This window comes from uncultured Pedobacter sp., from assembly GCF_913776295.1.
Taxonomy (GTDB): domain Bacteria; phylum Bacteroidota; class Bacteroidia; order Sphingobacteriales; family Sphingobacteriaceae; genus Pedobacter.
The window spans coordinates 20,270-39,634 of record NZ_CAJYOJ010000066.1; the positions used below are offsets into that span (position 1 = coordinate 20,270).

The following is a 19,365-nucleotide window of genomic DNA, read 5'->3' on the forward strand; positions in this document are numbered from 1 at the left end:
GTATTATAGGTTAAAAGCCAGTACGTAACCGTTATGGGTTTGGTATTTGTGGTAAATGAGTTCTCCCCCCATTTTTTCAGCGAGCAGTTTGGCAACGTAGAAACCTGGGCCAAGCCCCTTATGAAGGCTTTGTGCTGTTACTATGGCAGATTTCCATTCGTTTGCCACATCATCTGCAGCTACGCCAGGAGAGATACAATTGATGATAAGATGAATTCTGTTATTACCTTCCTCCATCCGGCAATCAATCATTTCGTTATTGTTGCAGAACTTAAAACAGTTTGCAAAGAGGTTAAAAAGAATCTGATCGGTATAAAGCTGGTCCAACTGAACGGTTGGCCATTGTTTTTGTAAATCCATACTAAAGTGTATGTCAGGATACCCAAAACTGTTCATCAAACAGCTGGCTACTGCCTGAGTACTGGCAAGAAGATTGACTTTTTTTAGCGATAGTACAATATCACTTGACAGTTTGGAATGATCATTAGGGAAAAGTTCAGCAAGCTGTTTCAGCCGAAGTATATTTTCATTTATGATTTCGATGTGTTGCAGGTTATGAGATTTATGCTCGGGTTCTCTCATCGCGTTGGCCGATAAATTAATTGAACCGACAAAATTCAGGATATCTTCACGTACAAAGGCCATAAAGCTATCCTGTTGCATAACAAGGCCGGTTAACCTCGAGTTTGATATTTCTACCTGCTGGTTTTTCTCTATCAGTTCCTCATGCAGCAAATTAAGCTGAGCTGTTGTTTGTTTTATACGCAAATTATTCAGAGTGTTTTTCCTGATGATATCGTACCTGGCCATCGGGATAAAGCTGGAAAAAAAAAGAATCATGATAAACAGTCCGGCCCCTTGGGTAATATAGGTTTCTACACTAACCGTATTAAGGAGGTGGTACCCTACAGCCATCAACAGAAGCGTTGCAAAAAAATGACCAAACGAGTTTATCGGATTCCAGAAAACAACCAGGTTGAAAAGCATGGATAAACTCGCAAAAGCCATAAAAAATACAGGAGCGATATCAAATGGTACGATATTGCAGATGATGGAAGCGTTCAGCGCGATCAGGATAAATGCCGTATGCAGTGCCGAATCCGTAGATTTTCCAAGCCTAATTGAAATGTCGTAAACGGCATAGATGAGGACTACAATAATTATTTTACTGAGAAAAAGTACCTGATAGATAGGATAGGCATACACATAGTCTAATATGCCCAGTAAGGGATATAAAAATATAACTGTCCAAATAATAATATTGGCGTAGTATATCGATTTTTTTGTTAATTGCTGTTCATATACCGCATCACTGACATAAACAGCGTCTGAGGTACCAGTTACGGCAGAGATATTCATGATGTCAGGGATGAATTTTAAACATAGCAAAAAAAAAGAATTGACACAAAAAAAATACATAGTATTGCTTCTGATTATTTTTGTGCAGTTCGGTTATGCACAAACATACCGCCTGTCTCAATGGCGCGCCGGCCAGTTAGGTCGGGGTATTAATGTATCCTGGCTTGAACAATATTGGAATCCCAAAGCATTGTATCTTAATAAATTAACCGATGCCGATTTCCGTTTGATTACTGGTTTAGGACTTAAAACAATCCGCCTGCCCGTTGCTTTCCAGCATTTTTATATCCAGGGCAGCGATTTGCAGAAAGCTAAACTGCTTTCAGATATTGATGCGGTGATAAAAAAAGCCATCCGATACCGGGTCCGATTGGTACTGGTAAACCATTATGGAAACCTCAGGGCAGAATATTTACAGTATGACACGCAACAACTGTTGGCACTTTGGACATTTCTTGAAAAGCGTTACCGAAAAATAAGTTGCAACAGCCTTTACTTTGAACTGCTGAACGAACCGGTAGTAAACGATCAGCAATGGCTTCCTGTTGCGCAGCAGCTGATCGCGGTTATTCGGAAGATGTCGCCTGATAGGACGATTATTATAGGAGGCTCAAACTACAACAGCATGTATGAGTTAAGCAGGATTACCCCGTTACCCTTTAAAAATATCATATATACCTTTCATTTTTACGAACCCTTTATATTTACCCATCAGGGAGCCGGTTGGATTGGGAAACAGGTATCTACCACGGGTATCCCTTTTCCTTACCAGGATCGCCAAATGCCTCCTATGGCCCCATCTGCAAAGGGTACGGCCGGAGAAGCAAATTATAAAAATTACCAAAATGAAGGAAAGGCCGGAGCGGTACATGATAAATTGCTGATCATTAAGCAATGGTCTGACACCCACCATGTACCGATATTATGTGGTGAGTATGGTGTATACCGAAAATATGCATCCGGGCAGAGCATATGCAATTACTTAACTGTTGTTAAAAACGAACTTGATCGGCTTGCTATTCCATGGATGGTTTGGGAATATGATGAAAATTTTTCCATCTTTAATGGTAAGCCAGGTATGAAAACATTGAGCCCCTGTATGGTAGATTTCTTTAGAAAATAAAGTTAGCGTGGGAGCTAACGTAAAAACGAGACAACCAGCGTAAAACTGATTTGTCTCGTTTTTGTGCTCCCGACGAGATTCGAACTCATATCGATGGTACCGGAAACCATAATTCTATCCATTGAACTACGGGAGCAAGGCTGCAAATATAGGATTTGAAAACTTATTTTTTTTGCATTTTTAATAAAAAAAGATTAGTAAAAAGCAAAAATAAGCAAAACGGTTAAAACCTTTGCTATACAAGGATTTATAAAAAGAGTAGTCTTAGTTAGGAAGTCGGTGTCTGATAGGTTTCGGGCTTAAATTGACAAGGTTAGGTTACTAATTCGTTACCGATTGACAATGGTAATTTCATATCTTAACTTTTAAACGTTAAACATTTGAGTTATGGAGCAGACAAAAAAGTCCACGTTCAAACTACTTTTCTACCTGAAAAAGAACGAACTGAAAAAGAACGGTAATGCCCCGATTATGGCACGTATTACCATTGACGGAACCCCGAAGACTTTCGGAACAAAGTTAGAAATTGACCCCAATAATTGGGATTTAAAACACGGAAGAGTTCAGGGCAAAAGTGCGCAGGCATTAAGCATCAATAAGAAACTGGATAACATACGTGGGCGCATCGACAAGATTTATGAAGATATGCTGAAGCACGAGGGCTTTGCGACCGCCCAAAAAGTAAAGCTATCGTTTTTAGGTGTTGGTGTAATGGATGATGCTATCCTAAAAGTTTTCCTCTTCCTCCAAATCAGGCATATTGCTGAAAACTTCGTCCAGTTCTTCCTGCGGAATTTGAATGCTGACGTTTTCGTTTTCGTCGTATTCAATGTCTAAATTATCAGGGTTTATATCCGGTTCCGTTATTTGGCTTTCAATGGCAGTGTTTGGCAGGGAATGGCTTTTTACTGGCTTGGGCTGTCCCATAATATCGGGCAGGTTCGGGTTAACTTTTTCCTGTGTAGGCTTTTGCTCCGACCTTTTATGAATGACAATCTTATCCTGCAAAAGCAGGATAATGACTATCAGCAGGCATATCACAATTACGATTTCCATAATAAGGTTGCTTTAAAAAATGGGTTTAAACTTTTCGTTGAAATCATCGGTAATGGCTTTTTCAAATAGCTCAAAATGATGCTCCAGTATGTTATCGAGATAGGCATACAGGGGTATGGCATCTTTGCCGATTACCTGTACAATACGGGATAGCCGTTCGTGGTATTCCTGCCGGATATAAATGCTTTTATCGCCCCGTTTTGTCATCGAATGGGTTTTCAAAAAGTGTTCGCAGTAGCTTCCGTCAAGGTTTTTCTTTGTGCGGTTTCTTTCCCGTTGTACGGGTTTGCTTTGTGATAATTCTTCCTGTTGCACCTCGTCTTTTACCGCTTCCTTTACCTGCTCTTCGGCAGGTTCTGGCGGTAACTGTAAGCCGTCTTTTTTAACGCCATCCACCATCAGGTTCATCATCATTTCCTCGTTAATTTCCGGCGTGACTTTTCTTTTATTGTCTTTTTCCATAGCACTACAATTGAATGATGTTTAAAAATTCCCTAATGAACAGGTCTAACTGGCAGGCTTTCATCAAACGCTCATCGGGTGGCATTACGGTAGAACGGAAAACCGTTTTGCTGTCGGCTTCGCTTTCCTTGCGAAAACGGGTGCTGTTCTTGATTTGGCTTTGCATCAGGCTTAACCCCAGTTGCCCGATAAGCTGATTGTACACATCGTATAAAGGTGTGCTTTCCCTGCCGTCCACCTGGTTCCAAAACAGGTTAATGGTTTGTATGGAAGTTTCGCCTTTCTTCATAATCACATCCTGTAAAAGCTGCGTGAAAATGAGCGTACTTTCCATTACCACACGGTCTGCCGTAATGGGTGTAAAAATGTGGTGCATACCTGCCAATGCTTTCAGGATGCCGGGCGTGTTCACGGTTCCGGGCAGGTCGAAGAACAGCACATCAAGCGGAACGGGAGATGTGTTTACAAATTCGTGTGCCGCATCGAGTACGCTATCCGCTTTGTGCTGCATAATGGGATAGGCTTTTTTGTTGATGGTGGTAAACTGCTTATACGCCAGTTTTTTCAACGCCTCATTTTCCATTACCATTGCCAAATCACGGGTTTTCATTTTCATCAGGCTGTGCTGCGGAAAATCCGCATCAAATACGGCTATGTTGTAGCCCAACCGATAGTGCATTGTGCTTGCAACAAGCGTAGTAAATGTGCTTTTGCCAACACCGCCTTTTTGAGAAGAAAAGGCGACAAACAGAGGTTTCTTTTTTGTGTCCATATTTTTAAAATTTAAAGTTTACATCTTCCTGTTTTCAGTCTTGCAGGCTTTCAGCCGCGCAGTCCTGATTTTGTGCTGTCTTTCTTGCAGGATAGCTATCAGGCTTGCTTGCGGGAATTGCTGATTGCCTGCTTCCCTGCGGTACAGCAGCAATGCTTTCATTCAGGCATCTTATCAGGCAGGATTGCGTTCTTGCATTCGTTCCGTTCGTCATTCCATCCGTCACGCAGGCGTGATAGCCTGATAACAGGCTGTCACGCTTTCCGTCATTCCTGCGCTCTTGCTTTCTTGCAGGCTGGCTCACCTGCCGTCTTGAATGTGTGCCGTCTGCTCGTCCTGAAGTACGAGCTGTCTGCCTGCCAACATTCAAGGGCAAAGAACTCATCAAATTCACTCGGTTGTACAGTGGTGGCACTGTTTGGCTTTCAAAGGCAGTGTTTGGCACTGCCGCACTATACAATGCTTTCGTAAAGAGGGGCTTACTTTGTAAAATGATTTTTATTAACGGATTTATGCAAACCTCAACTGGCAAATCAGGACATAACAGCAACGGCATCGAGCCGTTTTCCCTGTTACATTCAATCCGTCCCGCAGGGCGGATTTTTGTGTTCACCGGAACACGGCAAGTTGTGTTTTGAGGCACTCGAAACCGAGTTCGTGCCTCAAAACAACTTGCCCTTTGCAGGGGGCAGAAAACACCTTCCGAAGTCAGGGTTTTGTGTGAATTATAAATGAATTTGTGATGAACGAGAACAGTAACAGTAAACAGAATAAGGGCGGGCGGACTCCTAAAATAGACCCAAGCATCCACCGCCACGTTTTCCGTCTTACAGACGAAGAAAACGCCAAACTTTTATCGCTTTTTGAAGCATCGGGAATGTCCAATAAGGCAAAATTTATCATCGCCCTGTTGTTCAATAAGGAAATGAAGTCGGTTAAAATTGACAAAGGAACGGTTGATTTTTATATGCGATTGACTTCGTTTCACAGTCAATTTCGCTCCGTAGGGATAAACTATAACCAGGTTGTAAAGTTGCTGTACAAGCATTTTTCCGAGAAAAAGGCTGCTGCATTTCTGTACAAACTGGAAAAACAGACTGCAGAAATGGCGATGCTATGCCAAAAAATCATTCAGCTAAGCGAGGAATTTGATGCAAAATATCTCAAAAAATAGCGGTAGAAATGATAGCGAAAATTGGCAGAAGCGAAAATTTATACGGTGCGTTGGCATACAATCAGCTTAAAGTGGAGAATGAAAACGGACAGATTTTGTTTGCCAATAAGATAATTGAAACCGCCAACGGGCATTATTCAGTTGCACAATTAGCCCAGTCTTTTGCCCCTTACCTGATAGCGAACCGTAATACAGAAAAACATACGCTGCACATTTCACTCAATCCTGACCCGAATGACAAGTTAAGCGATGAGAAATATCGAGAAATGACAGAACAGTATATGCGGGAAATGGGTTACGACGAACAGCCTTTTGTCGTATTCAAACATACCGATATTGACCGTAGCCATATACACATTGTATCGGTTTGTGTGGATGAGCAGGGCAAAAAGATTTCGGACAAATTCGAGAAAATGCGGTCTATGAATGTATGCCGTGAACTGGAAAGAAAACACGGGCTGATACCCGCCACCGACAAAGAGCGTAACCAGACTGATAAGGTTTTCCGTCCGGTAGATTATCGGGCAGGCGATGTAAAAAGTCAAATCGCTTCGGTTGTTCGCCACCTGCCGAACTACTACCAGTACCAAACTTTGGGAGAATACAATGCCCTGCTTTCCTTGTTCAATATTACAACCGAGAAAATCGAGGGCGAATTACACGGAAAGATGCAACAGGGCTTATTATATATTCCGTTGAATGAGAAAGGCGAAAGAGCCGGACATCCATTCAAGACCTCGCTGTTCGGAAAGGGCGCAGGGCTTACTGCTTTGGAATTGCATTTTGCGAAATGCAAAACGGCTTTGAAAGACAGCCCGACCAAACAAACTTTAAAATCAGCTATTACCAATGCTTTAAAATCGACCAGCGATGAATTGAGCTTTAAAAAGCAATTGGCAGAACAGGGTATTAACGTGGTCGTTCGGAGAAATGATGCAGAGCGTATTTATGGAATAACTTTTATAGACCATAATTCAAAAGCCGTATGGAACGGCTCACGTTTGGCAAAGGAACTTTCTGCCAATACCTTTAACGATTATTGGAACAATAACATCAAACCGGATATTAAAGAACCTGCTGTTTTACAACCCAAACTATCCACATCAAATGATGCGGATCTTCCTGCGGAAGAACCACACCCTTTGTTCGACTTTTTAACTACGGACAAACACGAAGACGGTTTGATTGAAGCGTTTGGTGGTTTATTGCCCGAAGCGCAGGGCGAAGATTACGAGGAACAGGACTTTGCAAATAAGATGAAGAGGAAAAGGAGAAGGACACGACGTTGATAACACTTTAAAGCCGTTCCTGCTCTTCAGTTTTTTTGTTGGCCGCTTTAATTAGGTCACCGCCAAAATGATAGCGGAAGGACAAGCCAAATATCCGGCTATATGGTTTGTCATCGTAATAGTAATTGGAAATATTGCTGAGGGATGAGGCACGATAACGATTGGTATTCAATACATCATTGATACTGAACTGCGCATCCAGTTTGTTTCCATAAAACGACTTTTTAATTCCGAAATCAATCCAACCCGCTGGCTTTGTTTTATAGATTCCTCTTAGCTCTGAGGTGTAATAATAGGCTGCTACATTCATCTTGAAACCCTTCGGCAATACAAAATTTTGCTGAAGCGAATACATCGCCGACCATTTGGATAGCAGTTTATCGCCAGTTAATTGCGAGATTGGGTAAGAGGTATAATTGATATTAGCAAATGCTTGGACATCCCAAAATGATAACAGTTTTACAGGCGCAGAAATTGTCAGATCAAAGCGTTTTCGTGATCCAAAGTTATCACTCTGGCTTTTAATGGTTGTGCCATTATCATCTATTACTAATCTCCGGTTAATGTAATTGTTACTCTGGTTCCAAGAAACTGTGAATATGTATTTTTGGTAGAAGCTATAATTGATATTATATACCCAAGCAATTTCCGGAAGGAGATTGGGATTGCCAGAGTAATAGAAATACTGATCAGAATACCAGCGCACAGGGTTCAGTTCAGTGTACGATGGTCTGTTAATACGCTTACTGACTGAAAAATCTATTTTATTATTCTCACTTAAAGTCTGTTCAACAGCCAAAGACGGAAACAATTTAGTGTATAACCAGTTGTTGCTAATGTCCTGCTTAACCGTATAGCCTTTTGCATTGGTATGTTCGAGGCGAAGACCAGCTTCAATACTCGTTTTTCCCATTTTTTTAGCTCCAGATAGATAGACCGCTGCGATGCGTTCGCTGTATTTGAAATGGTTGGTCATCGACTGCGCTTCAACATAGTTTCCGGCCTGCAAGCTGTCATAACGGTATTTGTTATCATTTGCCGCCTCGGCATACTTTAAACCTGCTTTTAAAATAAATTTTCTGAAGGGGAGATCTGCATCGGACTGTACTGATTTTATTTTTACAAATCCTGGCTGGTGAGAACGTAACAGGTCTTCATTTATAAATGTGCCGCCGGCCGTATAGTTTTTCGTTCTCAGCACGGCATCCGAAAAATTGCGATAGGATGTATAGTGTGCATCAGCGGTGATCTTTTTGCCCAAACTATCAATATCAAACCTATAGTTCAAATTGACCGCATCGTAGTGATAAGGTTCGATGATTTCCACACCAGAGCGTATAAGTGATTGTAAATTACCTGCGTTGTCGTACTTTTTTACATCCGAATGCTTGAAGCTACCGAAATCATCAAAATAACCGTGGTAGTTCAGTCCCAATTTATGCTTTGGAAGAAACTGCCACTCTGTACCAAAGCGCCAGGTGTAATATTTGATTTTGTAGGAGTTATCATTTTCCCGAACTAATTGAATCAGGTTACCGTTGTCGTTAATGGTATTACCGCTTTTGCTCAGCATATAGCTATGCGGAGTTTTAAAATCGAGCATCCCGTTCACATTCCATTTTTTGGCCCTGAAACTGGCAGCAACGTTCTGGTTGTTCATCCAGAATTTTCCTTTAGAAATGGACGTTCGCAAATCAACCGCGTAACCCTGTTTCTGATTTTTCTTGGGAATGATGTTAATGATTCCTGCGTTGCCCGCAGCATCATATTCAGCTGGTGGCGTGGTGATTAGTTCAATTTTATTTAGGTCTTCTGCACTCATTCCCTTGAGGTAGTTGGACAATTGATTGCCAGAAAGATAGGTCATCTTCCCATCAATCATTACATTGATTCCCGCAGAACCACGGAACTGTATCTCATCATTTTGCCCAATAATTACGCCAGGCAGGTTCTTCAACAGGTCGAAGGCCGTTTGTCCGGCCGTAAGTGCGGAGTTTTGTACGTTGTAAACCAGTTTTCCTTTATCAGTTTCAAATAACTGTTTTTTGGCGGTAACGGTTACTTGCTGTAAAGCAGTTTCTTTTCTAATAAGTATGATATTCAGTGTACGATTTTCATTCCCGGCCCCAATATGGAGGGTGTCGCTTATGTAATCCCCGAAATTTAATCTTGATGCTTTGATAATGTAATCTCCCGGTTTTTTTGTCCTAAATGCGTACGAGCCCAGACTGTCACTGATTGCATACTGCTTTACGCTATCTGAAAGGTTTCTCAGTTCAATATTCGCATAAGGAATAGCACCATCCTCACTGCGCACGTCACCTTTAATAGTGAATGTTTGGGCAATACCTAAGCGGGGAATTGCCAAAAGCAGCGTAATGCCAAATAACAAAAACGATTTCATCCAGATATTTTTATGTGATTTATGTAATCGCATTTTTCATCAATTGGTGGACGTCTGTATTTTTCATAAAAGGTCTGAGCTGTTCGCTCCCAGAACCGTACATTGCCAATTCAACATAATCGCCGCTGTGGTCCATACTGATCCAGCCTACAGAATTATGTTTTTTCTGGATCTCAGCGTATAAGTGGTAAGGAAGTTTTTTATAGTTGTACAAGCCATCCTCCTTTTCCAATCCGTTATAGAAACCTAAAATTTCGATGGCTTCTTTGTCGGATAAACTGAATCCATTGACCTCAAATACCACATCTTTGATTTGTTGCAGGTTAAAGTTTGCGTGCAAAGAATTGAGCAGGTATTCATTGGTATATTTATACTGCGCAATGCTTTCAAAATTCTTACTTGCGGCATCACCATAGATTGTTCCGGGGTTGGCATTGCCGTGATCTGTGGTAATGATTACTAAAGTGTTTTTGTCCTTTTCGGCAAAATCCATTACCACCTTTATGGCCTCATCAAAAGCAAGCTGGTCGTGCACAAGTGCACCAATATCATTTGCGTGGGCTGCCCAATCTACCTTTCCTCCCTCTACCTGCAGCACAAAACCTTCCTTGTTATCTTTCATCTGATCAATGGCCGCCTTTGCCATTTCAGCCAGTGTAGGCGTGTTCTGCAAAGTCGGGATATTATTCCTGTCCAAAGTGTAGGGCAGCGCACCTGTATTAAAAACCCCTAATAATGGTTTGCCCTTTGTTATTTTCTTTAGGTCTGAACGGTCTTTTAGAATAGCATAGTCCTTTTGGCTAAATAGTGCATAAATGTCCTTCTTGTCCTTTCTCTTTTCGGGATTAAAAAACTCATCACCGCCACCCATCATCACATCGAAACCAAATTCCGCATACATTTCTGCAATTTCAGGTTCGGCACTTCTTTTCGCTGAATTGATACAGAAGCCAGCAGGCGTTGCGTGAGTTATGGTTACCGTTGTTACACATCCGGCTTTTTTGCCTTTACTTTTAGCGTATTGCCAAATGGGAAGATAGTTTTCTCCATTGGGTCCCACGTTCAGCATTCCGTTTTTAACCCTCGTGCCTCCGCCAAATGCAGAACTTGCCGCTGCTGAATCGGTAACGATGGAACTGGCTGATGCCGTGTCCATCACTGCCCTTGATACCTTATTCTCTAAATAAAGGTTCATCCAGTTGGTACCTTTGCCCAACATTTTCCGGGAATATAGATCTGCCATTGCTAAAGTGCCTGAACTCATCCCATCGCTTACCATAAAGATGATATTCTTTGCTTTCGATGGGAACTTTTTTGAACTTACAATCGGTGTAGCTTTAAGTGCTTCAAGCGGGCTTACAGCCATCAAACCCGATATCAGAGCAGAGCCCCTTAAAAATTTACGTCTTTCCATTTTTATTGATTTTTTCGAAAATGCAATATTTCCATAATTAGATATTTTCAGGAAATGGGTCTTTAAACCTTATCATCTTATCAAACAGGTATTGTTCATCATCTTGCAGCAGGCATTTTTCCAAATCGGCAATCATCTGTTCCTTGTCGATTTCCTGGCCGATGAAGACGAGCTCATTCATACGGTCGCCCCATTGCTTGCTCCAGCGCCCTTCAATCACGTGCCGGTTATCGATAAACGAAGCGTAGTTCTCCCGTTGGGCAAGGGGCATACTGCACCACCATACACCTGCACTTTCCAACCTGGAAGAGCCACCCGCCTGTGAAAAGTTAAGTGCTGTATCTGGGCGTGAAGCCAGCCAGAATAAACCTTTTGCCCTTATGATCCCGTGGGGATATTCTTCGTTCAGGTATTTCCAGAAACGTTCGGGATGAAAGGGTCTTTGATTACGGAATACAAAAGAAGTTATCCCATATTCTTCCGTTTCGGGAGTATGGTGTTCCGCTTCCAGTTCCTTCTGCCAGCCAGCCGAGTTCTGGGCTTCCTCAAAGTCGAACAACCCCGTATTCAGTATTTTACCGGGCATTACTTTGCCGAAAGAAGAGGTAATAATGTTGGCCCCGGGGTTCAGTTTGTGAATTGCCGCTTTTAGCACCCCAACGGTACCCTCATCTACCAAATCAGTTTTATTCAGAATGATGACATTGGCAAATTCGATTTGGTCGGTCAACAGGTTTACGATGGTTCGGTTATCGCCCTCCATATCCGTCAGTTCACGGTCTTGCAGCAGTTCGTTTGTGCTGAAATCCTTAAAGAAGTTGAGACAATCTACTACCGTAACCATTGTATCAACATAGCTGAAACGGGAAAGGTCAATACCGTTTTCCTCATCCACAAAAGAAAAAGTCTGCGCCACGGGAACAGGTTCGCTGATACCGGTGCTTTCAATGAGTAGATAGTCGAAACGACCTTCTTTGGCCAGTTTCTCAACTTCTATGATTAAATCCTCGCGGAGTGTACAGCATATACAGCCATTGCTCATTTCCACCAGTTTTTCTTCGGTACGGGATAATGTGTTTTCATTTTCTACCAAGCGGACATCTACGTTGACCTCGCTCATATCATTAACGATAACAGCAACTTTCAGCCCTTCTTTGTTATGTAGGATGTGGTTGAGCAGGGTTGTTTTACCTGCACCGAGAAATCCGCTCAATACGGTTACCGGGAGTTTTTTTTTAACTGTCATATTATATTAATTTAGGCTCTCAGTTTGCAGGAATAGCAGATCAGAATAAACAGGCTTAAAGCATTTTTCCTTCATTGAATACAATTTCCCATCAATAAGGAGTGGTGTTCTAAACCTGTTCCGAAGCAATTCTTGTAATTCCTTGATTTTCTGGTGGAGGTAAGAAGAAATTATGAGGGCATTCGAACTACTGGTTGCCGGATAATTACCCGTGATTTTTTGGTGTCGCCTCAGATCTGCATAAGCATTGCGCAGCCCGGTTATTTTAATAAAGTTTTGATCATTGACCGCATCGAGCACGATACGGTTACGCTCGGAAAGGATGAATGTAAGCCGACCAATGTTATTGCATTCAATGATAGCCGATATCTGTGCTATGGTATGCTCATCCGGAGGCAAATTGTTGCCCAAGGAGGTATAGAAATAATTACGCCCTTTGAAAACAGTATTAATCACAGTTTCCAGGTGGTCCGTAGGACAGATCAAGTAGAGACAATTCATCATCAGATTATATGGTTGGTTGATATGGCAACGAGGACTGATGGAGGATAATCCGCACCTTTCCATCACCACAGATTTTGAATACAAAACTTTTGTTCACAAATATGTGGCTGTCATCCTCACCGATAAAATGGACGTTGCATTGCACGATTGCGAGATCGGCGTGCAGGATGTAATCAAGCTTATTGAACCATACTTTTACCCAAGGCTTAAGCTTAAACCCTTTATCGGTGGGGAAATTTTCGTCGCCTCCTACAAAATAGGCAAGCGCGCCCTTTTTGGTGGGTCTGAAGGTTTGTGGCCCATAAGCCAGTGTAGGTTTGAACAGCACCTTGCCGTTGTCGTAGTCGTAATTCTCGCTAAGCACTTTGTTGGCCGCCGCTGCAAAATCGCCACCTTCCGAATGGATTTTGCCGATCAGCACCACATTGTCACACCAAAGCTGTAACGTGTCTGTAACCATTTTTTCATTGAACAGTTTTGTTTCCATTTATATCCTATTTTAAATTATCAATGTTTTTTTGTTAGGCCTTAATCGCTTTATGTACATCAGGTAAATTCCAATGGCTATGAAAGGAATACTAAGCCACTGGCCCATATCCAAGTCCATATTATTTTCAAATGCCTCCTGCGGCTCTTTTATAAATTCTATTAAAAAGCGGATGCTGAAAAGGAGCACGAGGAACAGGCCAAACAGGTAGCCGCTCTTATGCTTTGTGGTTTTCATCTTATAGTAGTAACCCAAAAAGAAAAACAGCAACAGATATGCAATTGCTTCGTAAAGTTGTGCCGGATGCCGGGGTACATTGTCAATCCTCTCAAAAATAAATGCCCAGGGCAAAGCAGATGGTCTACCGATTATTTCAGAATTGAAGAGATTGCCTATACGGATAAAAAAAGAGGATATGGCTACCACGATTACCAATTGGTCAGCCATATAAAAAAATGATTGCCTATATTTCTTGCAGAATAATAGTACTGACAGTAAAATACCGACAGCACCGCCGTGGCTGGCCAATCCCTGATACCCGGTTAATTGGAATGTGCCATCCTTAGAGAATTTATAAGGCAGAATAATTTCGAGTAGATGATGGCGGTAATAATCAAATTCATAAAACAGGCAATGGCCCAACCTTGCACCAATGATCGTACCTACAAATACATAAACAGTCAGCGCATCTAAAAGTCGTTGCGGTTTGTGCGCTTTCAAAAAATTATGTTGCAAAATCAGGTAGCTCGTAAAAAATGCCGCCACAAAGCATAGGGAATAATATCGCAAGGAAAACCGCCCAATGTCGAATATTTCAGGATTAACATTCCATCTAATGGCCAATAAATCAATATTGGAGATCACGTTGTGTACAGCGATAATGCCGCTGTGCGATACAGCAAAAACACTACAATCTAAAATCATCTGTAATACATCCGTGGTCATCTATTGTAGAATTTGTTTAAACCAATTGATGATGTTTTGTAAATGTGCTTCGCCATACAGCGAAATGAATTTTTGGGTTTCTGGATTATTGAAATCTTCATACACCATCAACCTTTCTTCCGCAAAGTCTTTTGTCAGATCAATTTTGCAATTGTTTACAATGCAGCTTTTCCACTGCGCAAATGTTTGAGGAACCATTTTATAAATTTATTAATGCAACTGTGTTGCAAATATACACATCTGCAATGATAACGCAATAGTGTTGCACTAACAAGATCGACTTTTTTATGGTATTGGAGAGCCAAACACTGCCACACAACGCCACTGACCGCCACATTCTTAGGGCAGGTACGCAGAGCCTTTAAATTCACGCCTCAAACATTAAAACTTAAAATAATGCAGGGAGAAGACGATTTAAAAGGGCTTGCCAAGATAATGGCATTTATGCGGGCAGTCAGTATCATTTTAGTACTGATGCACCTTTATTGGTTCTGCTACGGTTTCTTTATTGAACGCGGCTGGACGTTAGAACTCATCAACAAGATATTAGGCAATTTTCAGCGTACTGCCGGACTGTTTTCACATACGCTTTATACCAAATTATTCGCTTTTGTATTGCTTGCTTTGAGCTGTTTGGGGACTAAGGGCGTTAAAGACGAGAAGATAACCTGGTCTAAAATCTATATGGCTTTAGCAATCGGTATTATCCTGTTTTTTTTGAATTTTCCTTTACTAAAGCTACCATTATTACCCGCTACAATCCTGTATATCGTTACCACAGGTTCAGGCTATATCGCTTTAATGGTTGCAGGTGTTTGGATGAGCCGTTTGCTTCGCAACGACCTTATGGATGATGTTTTCAATAATGAAAACGAGAGCTTCCAACAGGAAACTCATTTAATGGAAAACGAATACTCTGTCAATCTTCCGACCAAGTTTTATTACAAAGGCAAATGGAACAACGGGTGGATTAACGTAGTGAATGTTTTCAGGGCATCAATCGTGCTGGGTACGCCGGGTTCAGGCAAGAGCTATGCCATCGTAAATAACTATATCAAGCAGCAGATTGAAAAAGGCTTTAGTATGTACATCTACGATTTCAAGTTTGACGACCTTTCTACCATTGCCTACAATCATCTACTAAAGCACCGGGATAAGTACAACGTAAAGCCGAAATTTTACGTGATAAATTTCGACGATCCACGGAAGAGCCACCGTTGCAATCCACTTAAACCCGACTTTATGACCGACATTTCGGATGCTTACGAGGCGGCATATACCATAATGTTGAACCTTAATAAAAGCTGGATTTTGAAGCAAGGGGATTTTTTTGTGGAAAGCCCAATTATCTTATTGGCTGCCATTATTTGGTATTTGAAAATCTATGAGAATGGTAAGTATTGTACATTCCCACACGCCATTGAATTGCTAAATAAAAAGTATTCAGAGGTGTTCACTATTCTAACTTCTTATCCCGAACTGGAAAATTATTTGTCGCCCTTTATGCATGCGTGGCAAGGCGGCGCACAAGACCAGTTACAGGGACAGATAGCATCAGCAAAAATTCCATTGTCAAGAATGATTAGCCCGCAATTGTATTGGGTAATGACAGGCGATGATTTCACACTCGACATCAATAACCCTAAAGAGCCGAAAATTTTGTGCGTGGGTAATAATCCCGACCGCCAAAATATCTATTCGGCAGCATTAGGGTTGTACAATTCACGGATTGTAAAGCTGATCAACAAAAAGGGACAGCTAAAGAGTTCGGTTATCATAGATGAGTTGCCAACGATTTATTTTCGGGGACTGGATAACCTTATCGCAACGGCGAGAAGTAATAAGGTGGCTGTATGTTTGGGCTTTCAGGATTTTTCGCAATCAACGAGGGATTACGGCGACAAAGAGAGCAAGGTTATCCAAAATACCGTCGGTAATATATTTTGTGGTCAGGTGGTTGGCGAAACGGCAAAAAGCCTATCTGAACGCTTCGGGAAAGTATTGCAGAAACGCCAGAGTATGACGATTAACCGCAATGATAAATCTACATCTATCTCCACACAGTTAGACAGTCTTATTCCAGCTTCCAAAATCTCAACTTTGACACAGGGTATGTTTGTCGGTTCTGTATCGGATAACTTCGACGAGCGTATCGAGCAAAAGATTTTCCACGCCGAAATCGTGGTAGATAATGAAAAGGTAGCCGCCGAAACCAAAGCCTGTCAGCAGATACCACAAATATTATCTTTTGTAAATGAGCAGGGCGAGGATAAAATGAAACAGGAAATAGAAGCCAACTACAAACAGATAAAATCGGATGTGCTGCATATCGTTGAAAGCGAAATGGAGCGTATCAAGAGCGATCCCAACTTACAGCATTTGGTACAGCAGGAATAATACACTCGTATTATCTAGGAGCAACTTGGACAAATACCAGATACAGTAAAATTAACTTCCTCCACCTTATATTTTTTTGGCAGCTTAAATAAAGGCTCAACATCTTCTATGCAGGTAACGGTGTGGCACTGTGTACAACTGAAATGTATATGATCGTGGTGGTGCTTCTCGTCACACTTATGGCATATCGCATATTTGATCACCCCATCAAAATCTACGATCTTATGGATGACATCTTCTTCAGCTAACCTGTCTAGGACTCGGTAAATGGTTACCCTATCACAAATATCTTTCAATGAAGCCTGTAATTGCGAATGGGACAACGCTTCTTTCGAAGCACTTAATAAATTTAATATCTTTGTTTTCGCTGTAGTATTTCTTCTGCTCTTCATAACCCTGCAAAGATAACTATTTATTTCAACTCGGTTGCGATAACAAATATAATCATTAATTTTGCAACATAGTTGCATTAGTAATTCAATTATACATTATGATTACAATTGAGAACACAAGTAAATCGTTTGAAGGCAAGCAGGTTGTAAATAATCTTACATTGGCGGTTGCCGAAGGAGAAGTTTATGGTTTACTGGGTCCAAACGGAGCAGGAAAATCAACCACGCTCAATATGTTGCTTGGATTTTTAGGTCCAGATAGTGGCAAAACTTTCATTGCCGGGTTTGATGCTTATAACGATTCAGAAAGAGCAAGACAACAGATCGGCTACATACCAGAGAATGTAAACCTTTATCCTCACCTAACCGGATTGGAAAACCTGGATTATTTCTGCAGATTAGCAAAATTCCACTATAGTCACAAAGAACTTTCAAGCATTCTTACCGCCTGCGGGTTACAGGACAGTGCGCATCATCAAAAGACTGGCAGCTATTCCAAAGGGATGCATCAAAAAGTTGGGATAGCGACTGCCTATGCAAAAAAGGCTAAAATATACCTGCTTGATGAGCCTGCCAGTGGACTTGATCCGCTTGCAAGCAACGAACTTTCATCTTTGCTCAAAAAACTGGCAGAAGAAGGCTCGGCTATCCTGATGGCTTCCCACGATATTTTCAGGGTTAGGGAAACCTGTAATAAGATTGGTATTCTCAAACACGGCACATTAGTCAAAGAGATGAATGCCTCAGAAGTTACAGCCAACGAGCTGGAAAAAATATATTTAAATTATATGCAAGACTAATATAACAGGGAATTTTACATCTATCATATTGGTAACATTTTAACAGCAATCATAATTTTAATGCAACATAGTTGCAATTTTGATAGATTATTAAGTATTATTGCAACTTTATTGCAATAGTATTTATGAAAATAGCGTTCCCTGCCACCTGGCTCATCGTGGCAAAGAAAGAAATCCAGGAAGCGTTTCGCAGTAAGTTATTCTTCTGCCTGGCTGTTATCATCTGGGGACTTTTGATTTTTGCTGCTCTTGGAGGATACAAGGCTTATTCCAATATCAGACAGCAACAAAATGAAGCCGAGAAAATGTTCCGGGAAGAACTTGCGGAGAAAGACCGCAATCCTCATTCAGCCGCCCATTTTGGGACTTGGCTCTATAAGCCACTAACAATTCTTAGCCTATTTGATCCTGGGGTAAATGATTATACTGGATCAACCTATCGGGTAGAAGCTCATAAGCAATCTGAAATGAACTTTGCTGCTGCAAAAGATTCAGATAGTATGATGCGATTCGGCTCGTTATCAATAGCAACTGTATTGCAGCTCTTCCTGCCACTGTTGATCGTCTTCCTTTGTTCTGCATCAATTTCCAAAGAATATGAAAGGGGGATGCTCAAACTTTTATACACCCAAGGCGCTACTAAAAAAGCTATCCTTTGGGGAAAAATTACCGGAAATTTTTCCCTGATTTTGATCATTATCTTTCCAGCGCTCATATTGACATTAATCGCCGGAGCCTTTAATGGAATTATCCCTCGGGTTTCACTATTTATTTTCAGCTACTTCATTTATTTGTTTGTATGGACTGGGGTTAGTGTTCTTATATCTGATTGGGTTCGAAGTTCTGGCTCATCTCTGCTGTTGCAGCTTTGTCTTTGGATTTTCTTTTGCATCATCAGTCCAAAAATCATTGCAAGTACTGCTAATGAGCGATATCCACTCCTTTCTTATTACGAGTTCAGCAAATTGGTCAATAAAGATTTCTACAACGGAATAAATGGTGATCCATCTTACGCCCAACGTCGGGAAAACCTTGAAAAGAATACTTTGAAAAAGTATAAGGTTGATAGTATCCCTCAGTTGCCCATCAATATAGACGGGCTGATGCTGCAAGATGCGGAAGATTATATGGCCCGTTCGTATAGCCTTCATTCACTGACAATAGATAGTCAACTGGTCAAGCAGCAAAATACCTTTAAATATGGGGCTTTTATATCACCTTACATAAGCATTAAGGAATTGTCCCGTGCATTTGCGGGAACTGATCTTTTCCATCACCAAGATTTCCATCATAAAGCCGGAACGTATCGGAATGAATTTGTAAGAACACTTAACAATGCACTGGTACATTCCGATCCCAAAGAAGAGAAGCATCTGGTGAGTGCTAATTTTTTGGCTGGCATTAAACCGTTCATATATCATATTCAAGGTTCGGCAATTCTACCGGCCTACCTTATACCTATCGGAATATCCCTGCTTTGCTGGCTGGGGCTAATATTGCTGCTCATCGAACTTTCAGTTATTAAAATCAGGAAATAAACC

At 41.3% G+C, this 19,365-nt stretch carries 19 protein-coding genes, 1 tRNA gene and 1 pseudogene; 7 read left to right on the forward strand and 14 right to left on the reverse strand.

Annotated elements, in window-relative coordinates; genetic code table 11:
• Nucleotides 1-3: 3 nt before the first annotated feature.
• Nucleotides 4-1,359, reverse strand: a complete 1,356-nt coding sequence (locus QZ738_RS14975) for a hypothetical protein (RefSeq protein WP_293788546.1) — start codon at nucleotides 1,357-1,359, stop codon at nucleotides 4-6.
• A 10-nt stretch (nucleotides 1,360-1,369) separates the two neighbouring features.
• Here QZ738_RS14975 and QZ738_RS14980 point away from each other — a divergent pair, with 10 nt between their 5' ends.
• A complete protein-coding gene (locus tag QZ738_RS14980; RefSeq protein ID WP_293788547.1) occupies nucleotides 1,370-2,482 on the forward strand; it encodes a cellulase family glycosylhydrolase in 1,113 nt (370 codons plus the stop codon).
• Between the two features lie 64 nt (nucleotides 2,483-2,546).
• Here QZ738_RS14980 and QZ738_RS14985 read toward each other — a convergent pair.
• A tRNA-Arg gene (locus QZ738_RS14985) sits at nucleotides 2,547-2,618 on the reverse strand.
• 251 nt (nucleotides 2,619-2,869) lie between these two features.
• Between QZ738_RS14985 and QZ738_RS14990 the strand changes: the two genes are divergently transcribed.
• Complete coding sequence (locus QZ738_RS14990) at nucleotides 2,870-3,319, forward strand: Arm DNA-binding domain-containing protein (protein WP_293788548.1); 450 nt, start codon at nucleotides 2,870-2,872, stop codon at nucleotides 3,317-3,319.
• Here QZ738_RS14990 and QZ738_RS21365 read toward each other — a convergent pair.
• From QZ738_RS21365 to QZ738_RS15005, 4 genes and pseudogenes are all read right to left on the reverse strand, one after another.
• Nucleotides 3,218-3,538: pseudogene (locus QZ738_RS21365) on the reverse strand (conjugal transfer protein TraD); the annotation flags it as partial. The gene QZ738_RS14990 and the pseudogene QZ738_RS21365 sit on opposite strands and share 102 nt — an antisense overlap.
• Nucleotides 3,539-3,550: 12 nt before the next feature.
• A complete protein-coding gene (locus QZ738_RS14995; RefSeq protein WP_293788549.1) occupies nucleotides 3,551-4,000 on the reverse strand; it encodes a DUF3408 domain-containing protein in 450 nt (149 codons plus the stop codon).
• Between the two features lie 4 nt (nucleotides 4,001-4,004).
• The gene (locus QZ738_RS15000) at nucleotides 4,005-4,772 is read right to left on the reverse strand and encodes a ParA family protein (protein WP_293788550.1); all 768 of its coding nucleotides are present in this window, start codon (nucleotides 4,770-4,772) and stop codon (nucleotides 4,005-4,007) included.
• 34 nt (nucleotides 4,773-4,806) lie between these two features.
• The gene (locus QZ738_RS15005; protein ID WP_293788551.1) at nucleotides 4,807-5,385 is read right to left on the reverse strand and encodes a hypothetical protein; all 579 of its coding nucleotides are present in this window, start codon (nucleotides 5,383-5,385) and stop codon (nucleotides 4,807-4,809) included.
• 129 nt (nucleotides 5,386-5,514) lie between these two features.
• On the opposite strand from QZ738_RS15005, the gene mobA reads away from it, so the two are divergent.
• Both mobA and mobB read left to right on the forward strand, forming a co-directional pair.
• Entirely contained in the window at nucleotides 5,515-5,946 is a 432-nt protein-coding gene (mobA, locus tag QZ738_RS15010) for a conjugal transfer protein MobA (RefSeq protein ID WP_293788552.1), read from the forward strand.
• Between the two features lie 8 nt (nucleotides 5,947-5,954).
• Entirely contained in the window at nucleotides 5,955-7,235 is a 1,281-nt protein-coding gene (gene mobB / locus QZ738_RS15015; protein ID WP_293788553.1) for a conjugal transfer protein MobB, read from the forward strand.
• A 7-nt stretch (nucleotides 7,236-7,242) separates the two neighbouring features.
• Here the strand turns inward: mobB and QZ738_RS15020 are convergent, their stop codons facing one another.
• From QZ738_RS15020 to QZ738_RS15050, 7 genes are read right to left on the reverse strand one after another with little or no spacing between them, the layout of a single operon-like run.
• Nucleotides 7,243-9,672, reverse strand: a complete 2,430-nt coding sequence (locus tag QZ738_RS15020) for a TonB-dependent receptor (protein WP_293788554.1) — start codon at nucleotides 9,670-9,672, stop codon at nucleotides 7,243-7,245.
• Nucleotides 9,659-11,053 (reverse strand): alkaline phosphatase, encoded by a 1,395-nt coding sequence (locus tag QZ738_RS15025; RefSeq protein WP_293788555.1) that lies wholly within the window; start codon nucleotides 11,051-11,053, stop codon nucleotides 9,659-9,661. Before QZ738_RS15025 ends, QZ738_RS15020 begins: the two co-directional genes overlap by 14 nt.
• Before the next feature lie 37 nt (nucleotides 11,054-11,090).
• Nucleotides 11,091-12,299 (reverse strand): GTP-binding protein, encoded by a 1,209-nt coding sequence (locus tag QZ738_RS15030; protein ID WP_293788556.1) that lies wholly within the window; start codon nucleotides 12,297-12,299, stop codon nucleotides 11,091-11,093.
• 6 nt (nucleotides 12,300-12,305) lie between these two features.
• The gene (locus QZ738_RS15035) at nucleotides 12,306-12,803 is read right to left on the reverse strand and encodes a hypothetical protein (protein ID WP_293788557.1); all 498 of its coding nucleotides are present in this window, start codon (nucleotides 12,801-12,803) and stop codon (nucleotides 12,306-12,308) included.
• A gap of 4 nt (nucleotides 12,804-12,807) precedes the next feature.
• Nucleotides 12,808-13,290, reverse strand: coding sequence for a hypothetical protein (locus tag QZ738_RS15040; protein ID WP_293788558.1), 483 nt, complete (start codon nucleotides 13,288-13,290; stop codon nucleotides 12,808-12,810).
• 12 nt (nucleotides 13,291-13,302) lie between these two features.
• Complete coding sequence (gene lgt, locus QZ738_RS15045) at nucleotides 13,303-14,235, reverse strand: prolipoprotein diacylglyceryl transferase (RefSeq protein ID WP_293788559.1); 933 nt, start codon at nucleotides 14,233-14,235, stop codon at nucleotides 13,303-13,305.
• Nucleotides 14,236-14,433, reverse strand: coding sequence for a hypothetical protein (locus tag QZ738_RS15050; protein WP_293788560.1), 198 nt, complete (start codon nucleotides 14,431-14,433; stop codon nucleotides 14,236-14,238).
• A 195-nt stretch (nucleotides 14,434-14,628) separates the two neighbouring features.
• Between QZ738_RS15050 and mobC the strand changes: the two genes are divergently transcribed.
• Entirely contained in the window at nucleotides 14,629-16,632 is a 2,004-nt protein-coding gene (gene mobC / locus QZ738_RS15055; protein WP_293788611.1) for a conjugal transfer protein MobC, read from the forward strand.
• A gap of 14 nt (nucleotides 16,633-16,646) precedes the next feature.
• On the opposite strand, the gene QZ738_RS15060 is transcribed toward mobC, so the two are convergent.
• The gene (locus QZ738_RS15060; RefSeq protein WP_367268599.1) at nucleotides 16,647-17,102 is read right to left on the reverse strand and encodes a Fur family transcriptional regulator; all 456 of its coding nucleotides are present in this window, start codon (nucleotides 17,100-17,102) and stop codon (nucleotides 16,647-16,649) included.
• Between the two features lie 20 nt (nucleotides 17,103-17,122).
• Here QZ738_RS15060 and QZ738_RS15065 point away from each other — a divergent pair, with 20 nt between their 5' ends.
• Both QZ738_RS15065 and QZ738_RS15070 read left to right on the forward strand, forming a co-directional pair.
• Nucleotides 17,123-17,824 carry an ABC transporter ATP-binding protein gene (locus QZ738_RS15065; protein ID WP_293788562.1) on the forward strand — a complete coding sequence of 234 codons (702 nt, stop codon included), beginning with the start codon at nucleotides 17,123-17,125 and terminating at the stop codon, nucleotides 17,822-17,824.
• Nucleotides 17,825-17,949: 125 nt separating this feature from the next.
• On the forward strand, nucleotides 17,950-19,362 hold the full coding sequence (locus tag QZ738_RS15070; RefSeq protein ID WP_293788563.1) for an ABC transporter permease subunit: 1,413 nt from the start codon (nucleotides 17,950-17,952) through the stop codon (nucleotides 19,360-19,362).
• Nucleotides 19,363-19,365: the final 3 nt, after the last annotated feature.

Excerpts from the sequence above, each read along its gene's own strand:
- QZ738_RS14975 (WP_293788546.1), bottom strand. The coding sequence starts at position 1,359 with ATGAATATCTCTGCCGTAACTGGTACCTCAGACGCTGTTTATGTCAGT.
- QZ738_RS14980 (WP_293788547.1), top strand. The coding sequence starts at position 1,370 with ATGAATTTTAAACATAGCAAAAAAAAAGAATTGACACAAAAAAAATAC.
- QZ738_RS14990 (WP_293788548.1), top strand. The coding sequence starts at position 2,870 with ATGGAGCAGACAAAAAAGTCCACGTTCAAACTACTTTTCTACCTGAAA.
- QZ738_RS14995 (WP_293788549.1), bottom strand. The coding sequence starts at position 4,000 with ATGGAAAAAGACAATAAAAGAAAAGTCACGCCGGAAATTAACGAGGAA.
- QZ738_RS15000 (WP_293788550.1), bottom strand. The coding sequence starts at position 4,772 with ATGGACACAAAAAAGAAACCTCTGTTTGTCGCCTTTTCTTCTCAAAAA.
- mobA (WP_293788552.1), top strand. The coding sequence starts at position 5,515 with ATGAACGAGAACAGTAACAGTAAACAGAATAAGGGCGGGCGGACTCCT.
- mobB (WP_293788553.1), top strand. The coding sequence starts at position 5,955 with ATGATAGCGAAAATTGGCAGAAGCGAAAATTTATACGGTGCGTTGGCA.
- QZ738_RS15020 (WP_293788554.1), bottom strand. The coding sequence starts at position 9,672 with ATGCGATTACATAAATCACATAAAAATATCTGGATGAAATCGTTTTTG.
- QZ738_RS15025 (WP_293788555.1), bottom strand. The coding sequence starts at position 11,053 with ATGGAAAGACGTAAATTTTTAAGGGGCTCTGCTCTGATATCGGGTTTG.
- QZ738_RS15030 (WP_293788556.1), bottom strand. The coding sequence starts at position 12,299 with ATGACAGTTAAAAAAAAACTCCCGGTAACCGTATTGAGCGGATTTCTC.
- QZ738_RS15035 (WP_293788557.1), bottom strand. The coding sequence starts at position 12,803 with ATGATGAATTGTCTCTACTTGATCTGTCCTACGGACCACCTGGAAACT.
- QZ738_RS15040 (WP_293788558.1), bottom strand. The coding sequence starts at position 13,290 with ATGGAAACAAAACTGTTCAATGAAAAAATGGTTACAGACACGTTACAG.
- lgt (WP_293788559.1), bottom strand. The coding sequence starts at position 14,235 with ATGACCACGGATGTATTACAGATGATTTTAGATTGTAGTGTTTTTGCT.
- QZ738_RS15050 (WP_293788560.1), bottom strand. The coding sequence starts at position 14,433 with ATGGTTCCTCAAACATTTGCGCAGTGGAAAAGCTGCATTGTAAACAAT.
- QZ738_RS15060 (WP_367268599.1), bottom strand. The coding sequence starts at position 17,102 with ATGCAACTATGTTGCAAAATTAATGATTATATTTGTTATCGCAACCGA.
- QZ738_RS15065 (WP_293788562.1), top strand. The coding sequence starts at position 17,123 with ATGATTACAATTGAGAACACAAGTAAATCGTTTGAAGGCAAGCAGGTT.
- QZ738_RS15070 (WP_293788563.1), top strand. The coding sequence starts at position 17,950 with ATGAAAATAGCGTTCCCTGCCACCTGGCTCATCGTGGCAAAGAAAGAA.